The organism is Solwaraspora sp. WMMA2101 (genome assembly GCF_049179175.1).
Lineage (GTDB): Bacteria > Actinomycetota > Actinomycetes > Mycobacteriales > Micromonosporaceae > Micromonospora_E.
This window is the reverse complement of record NZ_JBMHMA010000006.1, coordinates 2,951,202-2,963,249: the sequence shown is the minus strand read 5'-3', so window position 1 is coordinate 2,963,249 and position 12,048 is coordinate 2,951,202. Positions and strand designations below refer to the sequence as shown.

Annotated in this window: 10 protein-coding genes and 1 pseudogene; 2 read left to right on the top strand and 9 right to left on the bottom strand. The window is 68.0% G+C overall.

What is annotated here, in order from left to right; genetic code table 11:
• The first annotated feature begins 202 nt into the window (after window positions 1-202).
• A complete protein-coding gene (gene smpB, locus ACN28F_RS14310; protein ID WP_289208460.1) occupies window positions 203-697 on the top strand; it encodes an SsrA-binding protein SmpB in 495 nt (164 codons plus the stop codon).
• A gap of 112 nt (window positions 698-809) precedes the next feature.
• On the opposite strand, the gene ACN28F_RS14305 is transcribed toward smpB, so the two are convergent.
• Window positions 810-2,228 carry an FtsX-like permease family protein gene (locus tag ACN28F_RS14305; protein WP_421358172.1) on the bottom strand — a complete coding sequence of 473 codons (1,419 nt, stop codon included), beginning with the start codon at window positions 2,226-2,228 and terminating at the stop codon, window positions 810-812.
• The gene (locus ACN28F_RS14300; RefSeq protein ID WP_289208458.1) at window positions 2,225-3,457 is read right to left on the bottom strand and encodes an IS110 family transposase; all 1,233 of its coding nucleotides are present in this window, start codon (window positions 3,455-3,457) and stop codon (window positions 2,225-2,227) included. The genes ACN28F_RS14305 and ACN28F_RS14300 overlap by 4 nt, the downstream gene beginning before the upstream one ends.
• 255 nt (window positions 3,458-3,712) lie before the next feature.
• Here ACN28F_RS14300 and ACN28F_RS14295 point away from each other — a divergent pair, with 255 nt between their 5' ends.
• Window positions 3,713-4,057, top strand: a complete 345-nt coding sequence (locus ACN28F_RS14295; RefSeq protein WP_421358170.1) for a polyprenyl synthetase family protein — start codon at window positions 3,713-3,715, stop codon at window positions 4,055-4,057.
• Here ACN28F_RS14295 and ACN28F_RS14290 read toward each other — a convergent pair.
• The 7 genes and pseudogenes from ACN28F_RS14290 to ACN28F_RS14260 all read right to left on the bottom strand — a co-directional run bounded on the left by ACN28F_RS14290 (window position 4,036) and on the right by ACN28F_RS14260 (window position 12,030).
• Window positions 4,036-4,797 carry a transposase family protein gene (locus ACN28F_RS14290; RefSeq protein ID WP_289205445.1) on the bottom strand — a complete coding sequence of 254 codons (762 nt, stop codon included), beginning with the start codon at window positions 4,795-4,797 and terminating at the stop codon, window positions 4,036-4,038. The two genes, ACN28F_RS14295 and ACN28F_RS14290, sit on opposite strands and share 22 nt — an antisense overlap.
• Window positions 4,798-5,177: 380 nt before the next feature.
• A complete protein-coding gene (locus ACN28F_RS14285; protein WP_421358168.1) occupies window positions 5,178-6,422 on the bottom strand; it encodes an MFS transporter in 1,245 nt (414 codons plus the stop codon).
• Window positions 6,419-7,009, bottom strand: a complete 591-nt coding sequence (locus ACN28F_RS14280; RefSeq protein WP_289211935.1) for an ArsR/SmtB family transcription factor — start codon at window positions 7,007-7,009, stop codon at window positions 6,419-6,421. The genes ACN28F_RS14285 and ACN28F_RS14280 overlap by 4 nt, the downstream gene beginning before the upstream one ends.
• 113 nt (window positions 7,010-7,122) lie before the next feature.
• Window positions 7,123-7,785, bottom strand: coding sequence for a transposase (locus ACN28F_RS14275; protein WP_421358166.1), 663 nt, complete (start codon window positions 7,783-7,785; stop codon window positions 7,123-7,125).
• A gap of 257 nt (window positions 7,786-8,042) precedes the next feature.
• Window positions 8,043-8,471 (bottom strand): annotated as a pseudogene (locus ACN28F_RS14270) (helix-turn-helix domain-containing protein); the annotation flags it as partial.
• Between the two features lie 1,295 nt (window positions 8,472-9,766).
• A complete protein-coding gene (locus tag ACN28F_RS14265; RefSeq protein WP_421358164.1) occupies window positions 9,767-11,203 on the bottom strand; it encodes a DUF6297 family protein in 1,437 nt (478 codons plus the stop codon).
• Window positions 11,204-11,355: 152 nt separating this feature from the next.
• On the bottom strand, window positions 11,356-12,030 hold the full coding sequence (locus ACN28F_RS14260) for an ABC transporter ATP-binding protein (RefSeq protein WP_421358162.1): 675 nt from the start codon (window positions 12,028-12,030) through the stop codon (window positions 11,356-11,358).
• Window positions 12,031-12,048: the final 18 nt, after the last annotated feature.

Below are 12,048 nucleotides of genomic sequence, written 5' to 3'. Positions count from 1 at the left end.
CCCGCGTCGGCTCGTGCCTGCGCGTGCCTGCGCGACGCTGCGCGCGGCGGCCGCCGGCAGGGCGCGGGCAGCCATGCGGTCATGGTGCCCGCCGGGTACGACATTCGATGCGTACCGGGTTCGGATTCCTGCGTCGGCCCCGCTGCACACCGCGCCCCCGATACCCTGGTGGGTGAGGTAAAGCAGCGAGGTGATGGTTTCCATGGGTAGGTCCGGCGAGAGCAGTCACCTGCTGGTGGCCACGAACAAGAGGGCACGGCACGACTACCAGATCCTGCGCACCTACGAGGCGGGGGTGGTCCTGGTCGGCACCGAGGTGAAGTCGTTGCGTGCCGGTCGGGTGTCGCTGGTGGACGCCTTCGCGCAGGAGAGGGACCGGGAGATCATGCTGTACGGGCTGCACATCGCCGAGTACGGCTTCGGGAGTTGGACGAACCATCAGCCCCGGCGTACCCGGAAGTTGCTGCTGCGTCGGGTGGAGATCGATCGAATCCTGGAGCGCCTCCGGGAGGGTGGCCTGACACTCGTACCGCTGTCGTTGTATTTCGAGAACGGTTGGGCGAAGGTCGAACTCGGCCTTGCGAAGGGCCGGCGTAGTTTCGACAAGCGACAGGCCATCGCCGAACGGGAGGCGAACCGGGAGATCGCCCGGGAGTTCAGCCGTCGGCTCAAGAGCAGGCCCCGCCACCAGGGCTGACCACTACGCCGACCGCAGCCAGCGAGTATCGAGGCCATCTCACCAACGAGTCGGTTGTCGATTGGTGCGACCTTCTGATCCCTAGCCCGGTCCAGGTGCCGGGACCTGCGCATCAGTGGTTCCGGCCCGCCAGCTCGAGCACGGGTACCCGGGAGACCCGGAACGCGGGCCACGCCGCAGCGGCGACGCCGGCTGCGACCGCGACGACGAGCGTTGCCGCGAGGCGGGGCCACGGTACGACGACGGACGGGATCTCCGTACCACCGGCGACGTCGATCAGCGCCCAGCCGAGACCGACTGCGACGGCGATACCGATCGATGCTGCCACGAACGACAGGAGCGCCACCTCGAGCCGCACGATCCGACGCAGCTCGCGGCGAGTCGCGCCGACGGCTCGCAGCAGCCCGAGCCCTCCGGAGCGTTCATCGATCGCGAGCGCCGTGGTGTTGGCGACTCCGAGGAGCGCGATGAAGCCGGCGAGGAGGAGCATCCCGTCGATGAAGTTGCGGAACGCGGCGATTCCGCTCCCGCTGTTGGCGACGTGTTCCGCCCGAGTCTCGAAGAATGCCCCAGGCGTGGCTCGGACCAGCGCCCTCACGTCCTCGTCGGCGTCTGCGACCGCTCCGTCGGCGAGGCCGACGAACAACCGAGCGTCGAGCAGGCGGCCGACCAGGGTGTCGAGTGTCTGACGGTCGACGAAGTACAAAGGGGCTTCGAAACCGCCGGTGCTTCTCGCGACCACGGCGACGATCGGCGCCTCGAGTGTCGAGCGTTCGAACTCGATCGCGAGGGTGTCGCCGAGCAGCGTCGGGTCGTCGCCGACCACGGCCACGCCCCCCGCGCTCAGGTCGGCGAGGTCGCCGGCGATCGGGTCGAGGTCGAACATGGTGGGCAGTGTCGTCGGGTCGATGCCGCCGACCGCCTCGGCTTTGCCTGCCACGATCCCTTCGGTGACGGACAGCGCGGCGACTGCGTCGACGTCGGGCAGCTCTGTGATCCGGCCGGCCAGGGTCGGGTCGATCGTCGGGAAGTCGGCGGTCGCCGACGTGACCACCAGGTCTGCCTGCAGTCCGTCCCGAACGTCCGTCCCGACCGCGCTCGTCAGTGAACTCGCGAAGACCGCGAACATCGTCACCATCGCGGTGCCGAGCATGAGCGCGAGCGCCGTCGACGCCGATCGACGAGGGCTCGCAGCCAGGTTGCCCGCTGCGATCGAGCCACCCACACCTGCGACGCGGCGTGCCACCCGAGCGCTCCCTCGCGATGCGGCGGTCACGATCGCCGGGCCGCACAGCACGAGCGCCGGGACGATGACAGCGACGAGCATGACCCACGTCGCGTTCGAGCGCACGACAGCTACAGCTCCTCCAGCGATCGCCACCGCGGCGAGCACGAGCCCGCTCGCCGTCCGCGCCGGGCTTACGCCCCGGGGTTCCGCCGCGCTCTCGCGCAGCGCCTCGATCGGCGGCGTCGCCGCCGCGCGGCGAGCCGGGATCCATGCCGAAAGACATCCCAGGAGCTTGAATGTCAAGCAGCAGCCTTGCTGAGGTGATGCGACCACGCGGTCGCCTCGTCGTAGACGGTGCCGGTCTTCAGGCATCCGTGCAGGGTGCCGACGAGCCGGTTGGCGAGTTGGCGCAGCGCGGCGTTGTAGCTGGCGCCGCGGGCACGTTGCCGGTCGTAGTAGGCGCGGGCACCCGGCGAGGCCTTCAACGCGGAGAACGCCTGGGTCATCAGGGCGTCGATGAGCCGGTCGTTGTGGACGAACCGGGCCGCGACGGTCCTCTTCTTCCCGGACGCGCGGGTGATCGGGCTGGTCGCGGCGTAGTTCTTCCGGGCCTTCGCGGTGGCGTAGCGGTCGTGGTCGTCACCGAACTCGGCGAGCACCCGGGCGCCGAGGACGGCACCCAGTCCGGGCTGGGACAGGATGATCTCAGCGTCCGGGTGCCGGCCAAAATGGTCCTCCACCTGCCCTTGCAGGGCCTTGACCTGCTCGTTGAGAGTGACCAGCAGGGCGACCAGGGCGCGCACCGACGCGGCGTAGGCGGTGGTGACCACGGCCGGCTGGCCGAGGTGCTCGGCACGCAGCACCGCCTGGATCGACGCGGCCTTGGCCGCGACGTCACGGCGCCGGGCCCGTTTGAGAGCGGCGCTGATCTGGCTGATACTCAGCCGGGCGGCGCTGGCCGGATCAGGGGCCTTCGCGAGGAGTTGCAGGGTGTCAGCGGCGTCGAGGTCCTCGAACGCCTCCAACGCCGCAGGGAAGTACTCCCGCAGCGCGTGCCGCAGCCGCTGCACAGCACGGGTGCGTTCCCAGATCAGCGTCTTGTGCATCCGGGTGACGACCTTGACCGCCTCGGCGTCCGCCGAGTCTCCGGCCATCGGGCTCAGTTGGTGCGAGTCGGTGTGCACCATGTCGGCCAGCATGTGCGCGTCGGCGGCGTCGCTCTTGGCCCGGGACACCGCCAGACGTTCCCGGTAGCGGGCCGCCTGCAACGGGTTGACCGGGTACACCGTGTACCCGGCGGCGACCAGCGCCTGCACCCACGGGCCCCGATCGGTCTCGATACCGATCTTTACCTGAGCAGCAGCAGCGTCGGCGTCGATGTCGTCGCCGAGCGCCGTGCCGATCATCGCGTGGAGCCTGGTGATGCCGGCGATGCCCTCGGGCAGCCTCGCCTTGGCCAGCCTGCGGCCGGAGGCGTCCATGAGCTCGACGTCGTGGTGGTCCTCCGCCCAGTCATCTCCTATGAACAGCAACGTCTCTCCCGCCTATTGAGTCGATCACCGCTGGTAGCCAGGAGGAGAACCATCAGCGACCTAATGAAGCAGTGCTCACGCCGCGACCGGGCGGGCACGACATCCCATCAGCGATCAACTCTCCACACCGACCAGCCGGGGCACGATCTTTCGTCAGGACTCGACGTCCAGGAACCCGGAGTGCTCACCGGCTGGCGGCTACCTACCCACCAGGAGTTTGCCGGATGGCTCACTCCCAGAACTCATTAGGGACCCATGACGAACATCGACGAGGTGATCACCGCAGTATCGATGGCGCGGAGCATGAGCGTGGCGCGTCAGGATGTGGACGACGTGCTCAACGACACGTTCGCCGCCGTCCGGGACGCCGACAGCGACCCGGACTGGGTGCATGACGTGTCCCTGGTGAGGCGGCTGACGATGAACTCGGGCAAGCGAACACGACCGTTCATGTGTCATCTCGGCTGGTCCATCCACGGCGGTAGGGACCTGCCGGGAATCGCCCGGGTGGCAGCGGCGCTCGAGTTGTTCCACGCCTTCGCGCTGATCCAGGACGACGTGATGGACTGCAGCGAGGTCTATTCACAGGCGATCCTGTAGAAGTGCAGCCCGATGGCACAGGAGATCGTTTCTGTGAAGGTCGCGAGCGGTCTGCGGTAGTCGGTGTGCAGGATTCTCCAGGTCTTCAGATTCGCGATGACCTGTTCGACGACCCAGCGGATCTTGTTGACCTGCCTGTTGTATTCCTTCTGCCACTCTGTGAGCTCGCCGCCCTTGGGCTTCTTGTACGGGGTGATCATGCCGTTGCCGACGTATCCCTTGTCGCCGATCCAGCCTGCAGGATTCAGGCTGACGAGAACACCGGTGTCGTTGATCGCGTACGAGTCGTGGTGGTTGCCGGTGACGGGATCGGAGACCCAGACGAGCGCGCCGTCGAGGGTGCAGGCGACCTGGACGCTCATGCCCGTGGTCTTGTGCTTGCCGGAGTACAGACAGCGGTCCGTGCGCCATGACCAGCAGGGGAACAGGGTGCCGTCGACGATGTACTGGACGGTCGGGTCGAGCTCGTCGGCGGTCGGCACGAACCCCGCCAGCACGCGGTCGAGGACCGGGGTGATGGCGGTGACCGCCCGTGAGATCGTCGACTGGGAGACGCCGTGCGCCTCGGCGATCTCCGCTTGGACGCGGTTGCGCCGCATGTAGGTCAACGTGACCACGAGGGCGCGGTAGAGGCCGAGGATCGGTGGCCACGGTTCCATGCCCAGGTTCCGGCATTCGGCGCGGACCAGCACGCAGAGGTCGCGGATCTGATCGGTCGTGAAGCCGGTGGTATGATACATGTTCGGCGGTCCGCTTTTCTTTGGTTGTTGTGTGGTAACTCCATCCTATGGGAGGGCGGGCCGTCTCATTTATCAGGGGGTCCACTGTGGGCTATCGAGGCCCTGCTGAATAAGCCTCACCGTTGAGACTGTCATCGAAACTGGTCCTATCTGTGTCGACCGGCTACCCGCCGGTCATAACGGACTAATACCGACATCCGCTACATAAAATTACCTACAGGCCCCCATTTCGCAGCGCTCGACGTCAACCACTTTCGCGATTCAGCCGCCCGAATCCTCGCCGGGACCGACTACTCCAAGGCTTGTTGATCAAAAGGCTGTGACCAGGATGGATGAGGTTTTCGGCATCCACAAGTCTCGGTGATGACCTCCAATCGGCGTCAACGCGCGACGGGCAGCACGGCGCGACGTAGCGTCTGGTTCGACAGCGCGGTGAGCCCTGCAGCGGCCGCGAGGGCGGTGCCGCCCATAAGTGCCGCCGCCGGTCCCCACAGCCCGGCGACCAAACCGGTGAGCGCGTAGCTGACCGGAATGCCACCGTAACCGGCCAGGCTGCTCAGACTCATCACCCTGCCCAGGTACTGCGGCGGTGTGTGCGCCTGCAGCAGGGCCATCCCGAGCGCGCCAGCCAGACCGATGCTGACGCCGAGCAGTACCGACGCGGCGACCGCCCATTGCCTGGCCGGGGCAAAACCGACACCAGCGAGCGCGGCCCCCGTCACGAAGGTGAGAGGGCCAATGAGCAGGCCGGCGCGCGGGAGCCGGCCGAGCACTGCCACGGCCACCGCTGCCAGCGCGGCACCGACACCGAAGCCGCCGACGATCAGGCCGACCCCCGTAGCACCCCAACCGCGCTCCTGGGCCAGCAGCGCGATGCCCACGTTGAACGGGCCGGTGAAGCCCAACTCGGCAACCGCCGAGACGAGCAGGATGGTACGCAGCAACGGCGACCGCGCGGCCACAGCCAGTCCGGCCCGGACCTCTCTACCCATACCCCGGGATCCCCCGGCGGGCTTGGCTGCCGCTCCGGGGCGGACCCTGACCGTGGCGAGCGCGAGCACAGAAACGGCGAAGGTGAGCGCGTTGAGCGCGAACGCCGCCGTGATCCCGTGTGCGGCCACGACCGCCCCGCCGAGCGGCGCACCGGCAACGATCGCCCCCCGCGCCAGCGTCATCCGCATGCCCTGCAGCCGGGCGAGGTGCTCGGACGCCACCAGATACGGCGGCAGCGCCCCGACAGCGGGCAGGAACACCGCGTCGACCGCGCCAAACACCAGCGCCACCACGATCAGCACCGCGAGGGCTGGTTCCGTGGTGGCCGTAGCCACCGCCGCAGCGACCATCACCGCGCAACGCAGCGCGTCGCTGCCAAGCATCAGCCGCCGCACACCCCACCGGTCGACCACCGCCCCACCCACCGGGAGCAGCACCAGCCGGGATACCGAAGCGGTGGCCAGGACCAACCCGGCCCCACCGGCACCAGCAACCTGGACAGCGGTCCAGGCCAACGCCACGAAGTAGACTTGATCACCCACAATCGACACGCCCAGCCCAGCGAGCCAGCGCAGGACGTTCCCGTCCCGGTAAGGAGGCGGTTGCCGGACCGGAACCGTCTGCGGCGTCATGGCCTGAACGGGAAGGCGTGGATGAACATCAGAACCGGCTCCCGGCCGGGCTCGTCGGGCCGATCCTCGGCACCGACTCGCCCGCGCTCGGCCCACTTCTGCACCACCGTCGTCAGCTCGGCACTCAGCTCGGCCAACTCGGGCGCCGTGAGACGGAGCAGGGAGTCGCTGGAGAACGAGGCGTCGATCCACGCCTCGCCCCAGGCGTGATCCTCGTCGATCCACCGTTCGAGCCGGCTAATCTGATGGGCCAGCATCTGACGCCTGGCCGCGACCGCCACGCCACGGGCCTGCGGATCGTCGGCGAACTCCGACCCCGCGAAGCTGAAACCCTCGTGGGTCTTGCGCCACCAGCGCTCCCGCCGGTCACCAGAGCGGCACGGCGCCTCCTCGATGAGGCCGTGCGTGGCCAGCTCCCGCAGGTGGTAGCCGACCAGTGAGAGCGACTCGTCGACCAACTCGGCGAGCCGGGACGCAGTCGCCTCCCGCTCCACGGTCAGCGCGTAGAGCAACCGCAGCCGCAATGGATGGGCGAACATCCGTAGCTCGGCAACGTTCGTGAGTCGCCGGTTCGATCCGGGTGGCATGCATCCACCGTAGAAGCTCAAAGACTTTAGTGCAACTTTTTTGTCTAGTCCGTTGGGAACGGTCACCGGCCCGAGCTCAGCTCCGCAAGCCGGTCCGATGAACGACGGCGCACCTAACATCGTCGACTGCGACGAGGTGACTTGGGACGTCGAGGGATCTCGCACCAGGTGACGACACTGCAGGCTTGAAATGTGTCCCCTTCGCGGCCGAGCGTCACTCCGGAGGCTGCGAGGTGCGGTTTGAGAACCGTGCGCCAAGCCGGAACACACCCGCTCGACCTACCATACATCCGGCTTGTGGCGAGTGCGCCGCCGTCGACCCGCATGATGTAACCGATTTCCAGCCGGTCCAGGGTGCTGCGGAACTGGCTGTTGTCCCCGTAGCCGGCGTCCGCGGGCACGAGCGGCGGACGCAGCCTGTGCTCGGCCAGCTCGTCGAGCATTTCCACCACCAGTGCCCGCTTCGGCCGATGATGCTCACCCTCGAGTATCTGGCACCGGCCCCGACGGGCGGTCACCTCGGCCCGGTTCGCCTCATCGACCGCGTCGCCGTCCCACAGCACCGGCAGAAACAACCGCCAGTCCAGAGGACGCGACGCGGTGTCGACGCCCGCGTGGACGCTCACCCCGATCTGACAGTTCGCGACCTTGCCCAGGGTGGCTTCGTGGACCTCCAGATCACGGGCCACCGCGGCGATCGGTCTACCGGTCTCGACGACCATCTGCACAGCCTCGGCCTTGAACTGCGGACTGTATCGACGACGTTGCTCGGACATGGATCCATCCTCTCAACTCGGAGGACATGTCCAAGATCCTTGGTACACCTCAGGTTCGTCGTGGCGCCCAGCAGGTGCACTCGCCGGGTTGCGATCTCCATGAGGAACAGGACGTAGACGCGGGTCAGTCCGATGGTGTCGACGTGTAGAAAGTCGCAGGACAGGATGCCTTTGGCCTGGGTGGTGAGGAACTCGGTCCAGGTCGGTCCCGCCCGTCGTGGAGCCGGACCTGCTCCGGTGGTGGTCAGGATCGCCCAGATCGTGCTGGCCGCGAGCCGGTAGCCCAGGCCGGTCATCTCGCCCTGGATGCGTCGGCATCCCCAGGTGGGGTTGTCCCGGGCCAGCCGTAGCACCAGTTGGCGCACCTCGGCCGTGATCGGCGGTCGACCGCGTCGCCGTCTCGGGTAGGTCCACCGCCGTGCGATCAGGTTGCGGTGCCAGCGCAACAACGTGGCCGGGGTGACGAAGAACGCCGCCCACCGGGTCCGCGGCAACAGCCTCGACAGGCCGGCAAGCACCGCCCGGTCAGCCGGTTCCAGATCCGGACGGCGTACCTGCCGACGCAGGACCGCGACCTGGTGCCGCAGCACGAGCACCTCGACCGCGTTGGCGTCCCCACCCCGGGCCAACAAGATGATCAACTGCAGTGCCTGACGAAGAATCAGGTAGCCGAACGACAGGATCATGACCGGCAGCATGACGCCATCCATCGATCCCGCAGCGGACAAAGCCGCACGTCAACGGCTGTGGCCGAGTTTTCGAACGGTACAGGGGCGCTGGTCGGCGAGCAGAAACTCGCGGCGGCAGGGACCTGCTGGGGCGATCGTCGGAGGAAAGTGATCACCGCTCGCTACGTTCCTCTAACGGCAAGTTGACATTGACGGATACCGGCGACAGTGGCAGCCTGCCCCCGCACACCAAACCGGGCGACACGGCCGCGCCTCCAGCACCGCGAACCCGGCCGGGGGAGAGCGGCACCTCGACCACGGAAGCACGTCCCACTGTCTGGACTTTCGGCCCGACGCGGGTACCCATGATCAAAACCCATCGGGACAGGACGGGTCACCCCTGGACTGGCCGGGACGTGAGGGATGCTCGTCGCACGAGCACCCACCGAGCACCCAACCGACCACAAGGGACGGAAAAGCGAAAGGGCCTGACTGCCGTTTCGGCAGGTCAGACCCCTGTTGATCTTGCGCGCCCGAAGGGACTCGAACCCCTAACCTTCTGATCCGTAGTCAGATGATCTTGCGGAGAGTGGCGAAGTGCTACAGCGTCCCGCCTTGTCCGGCCTAGTCCGGGCACGTACCCGCAGGTCCGGTAATCAATCGAGATAGATCTATTGACGCCTGGAGGTTCGGGGAGGTGGGGAATCCTGGTTAGTCCCGGCATGTCCGTGTCAGTTCCCCGACGTCCGAGCACCCACGGAGCACCCAGGAGCAGCCCTGTTTTGCCGCCGTCCACCACACATCACTACCCGGGGTTACCGCCGATGCGCCTTCCAGCAGGCATCTGGTCGGCGGAGACGCGGAGTCGTCAGGCCGCCGGGTCCTCGCGCGGAGCGTCTTCTCGGCGGGTGCCACCTCTACCTGCTGCGCTACCTGCCCCGCTGGACCTAGCGCTCCAGCGCTTGGGTCGCCGACCCAACGCGGGATCCAGGAACCTGGGTCGCGGCGGTCGAGGCCGCGCTCGGTGTGCTCGTACGCCTCACCTCGGCCAATGGTAACGACTTTGTCTATGCCGAAGATCCTAGCTGCCAGAAATTCGACTCACTTCGTCACCGCCGCCCGCCGCTACCGCACCATCCAGATCTAGGCCGGCGACCACACCATCACCGCAGCCGACCCCATCCCCCACGACCTCCACACCGCCCTCAACGCCATCCACCGCACGCACTAAATGAGCCAAGTCGGTGTACAGGCTTCTGGGAAGGTGATCTGAGCATCGGGAAGGGTAACAAGTCCCAGATCGCCACACACGGTCATAGACGCCAGATCACCGTCACGGCTCGGGCGATCATCGCCCACCCGCGTCGAACGAGCCCTTGGGCCCACTGGCTTCTCCCGGCAGGCCGAAGAAAGAGCCCCAGGGCGAGTGCGGAGAATACGGCCTGGGCGACGATGGTGCGGAGATCGACGTCCCGGGTGGCGAGTGCGATGAGCGTCGGTGCCGTACCGAGCAAAGCAAGATCGACGGCTTGTCCCGCCCATACGAAAGGTCCGCTGGGCACTACCCCCATGGGTGTGACGATGAGTGGGTAGTCGTGCCGGACGAAGGACCGGCGGGCGGACCGCAGTGCCCCGGCGGCGACGGCGGGTCCGGCTGTGAGCCCGAGCAGGGCGGCGGTTGTCACGTTGCCGGTGTCAGGGGCGAGGGCGAGCATGACCGAGCCGGTGCTCCACGCCACAGCGAGGACGGTGGGCAGCACAGATCTGAATATGAGCAGGCGGCGATCGGTCACGCCGATCAGCCGGGCGATCGTTGGCCGGTCCATGTCGTAACGGACATTGCCAGTGAACTGCCCGGTCGCCAGCAGGCCGGCGAGTAGCCAACCGGCGGCGCGTAGGGTCTCCGATTCGGACAGCGAAGCGAGTAGCCAGGGCACCGCGGCCAGCGTCGTCCACACGACGACACGGCCCGGTTGCCGGAAAAAGGTGAGTAGGTCGTGGCCTACGACAGCCAGTGAGCCTGGCGGCAGCGGTATCCGTACCCGCAGTCGCCGCTGCTGCCAGCGGCGGTCTTCGGTCACTCTGGAAAGCAGACCCGGGTCCGCGGCACCGATACCGCCGGTCAGCGCTGCGGCCGACGCCGCCGCGGCCCGCAGGGCGGGAAGCCGTACGGCCTCGAGCCGCGCGTATGCGGCGGCGACCACGACGAGGCCGGTGAGGACGGCGCCCACCACCCACGGCGCACCACCCGGTAGCAGTCCTCGTACCGGTGGTCCGGACCAGAAGCCGGATATGTCGGCGAACGCGGTGGCGAACGCGGCCAGGCCAGCCACCGCCGCGGTGCCGCGCAACAGGCGTTCGGGCCGCCGTACCACGACCTGGGTGAGCGCGGCGCCAGCGGCGGTCGTGACACCGAGTGCCAGACCGAGACCGACGAGGGCCACGCTATCCCTGGCCGGCAGGTACGGCAGCACCAGAATGGCGAAAAGCGCACCGGCGACGGCACCGGCCGTCACCACTGCGGCGAAACGCGGCAGGAGCAGCCCTCGGCGACTGACCGGGCTGGTCGCCAGCCAGGTCAGGGCAGCCGGCGGCGCACTGAGCGGGCCGAAAGCCGCAGCGATCGCCAGGATCACGGCGAAGCAGCCCAGCGTGGCCGCTAGCAGGAGGCTCGACGGCAGGTCCGAGCCGTCGGAGGTGGCGGCGGCGAGTGTACGGGCGGCCGTCACGATCGCGACCAGGAGAAACACGATGGCGAGTGCAACGGTGTACGCGCCGTCCCAGCTCCAACGGGTGCGTTGCGACTGGATCTGCGTCCGGCGTAGCCACCTACGAACGTCCGAGGCGGGCGGCGGACGATCGGCAGTCCCGGCCCGGTTCGGCCGCGTGGCGATGAGCGGGCTCACCGCCGTTCCCGACGCGTCCGGCTTCCGGCGGCGCCGACGGTGGCAGCGGAACCGGCGTCGTCCAACGTGACGACTTCGCAGGCGTCGGCGAGTCCGGAGTCGTGGGTCGCGGTCAGGACTGTCCCGCCGCCGCCGACGTACTCGGCGACGAGGTCGGTGACCGCGGCGCGCCCGGCCGGGTCGAGATGCCGCTCCGGTTCGTCGAGGAGCAGCAGTTTGCTGGGACGCGCGAAGGTCATGGCCAACGCGAGCCGCTGACGCTGCCCGGACGACAGCCGCGCCGGCGAGTCGTGGGCGATCGCGGCGAGCCCGAACCGTTCGGTGAGGTCGCCCGGGCTCCACCAGGACCCGGCTGCCGGACCGTTCACCACACGGATGAGATCGACATGCTCGGCCACCGTCAGTGACGGATACCACGCCGCGTCGTCGAGCAGCGCGGCCACCACCCGGCGGAACCAGGGTTTGGTCTCGTCAGCTACCCGACCGTCCACCGAGACGGTACCGCGCCGCGGCTGGAGTAGTCCCGCGATGCATCTGAGCAGAGTCGATTTACCCGCTCCGTTGCGTCCCCTCAAGGCGATCGACTGACCGGCTTCGACCTGCAACGACAGGTTCGACAGCACGACTCGGTCGTCGTAGGCGAGGGTCACCTCGTCGAGGGCAATTATCATCTCGGCTTCCTGTCCAGT

Coding starts and splice junctions, on each gene's coding strand:
- smpB (WP_289208460.1), top strand. CDS start 203: ATGGGTAGGTCCGGCGAGAGCAGTCACCTGCTGGTGGCCACGAACAAG.
- ACN28F_RS14295 (WP_421358170.1), top strand. CDS start 3,713: ATGACGAACATCGACGAGGTGATCACCGCAGTATCGATGGCGCGGAGC.
- ACN28F_RS14290 (WP_289205445.1), bottom strand. CDS start 4,797: ATGTATCATACCACCGGCTTCACGACCGATCAGATCCGCGACCTCTGC.
- ACN28F_RS14285 (WP_421358168.1), bottom strand. CDS start 6,422: ATGACGCCGCAGACGGTTCCGGTCCGGCAACCGCCTCCTTACCGGGAC.
- ACN28F_RS14280 (WP_289211935.1), bottom strand. CDS start 7,009: ATGCCACCCGGATCGAACCGGCGACTCACGAACGTTGCCGAGCTACGG.
- ACN28F_RS14275 (WP_421358166.1), bottom strand. CDS start 7,785: ATGTCCGAGCAACGTCGTCGATACAGTCCGCAGTTCAAGGCCGAGGCT.
- ACN28F_RS14260 (WP_421358162.1), bottom strand. CDS start 12,030: ATGATAATTGCCCTCGACGAGGTGACCCTCGCCTACGACGACCGAGTC.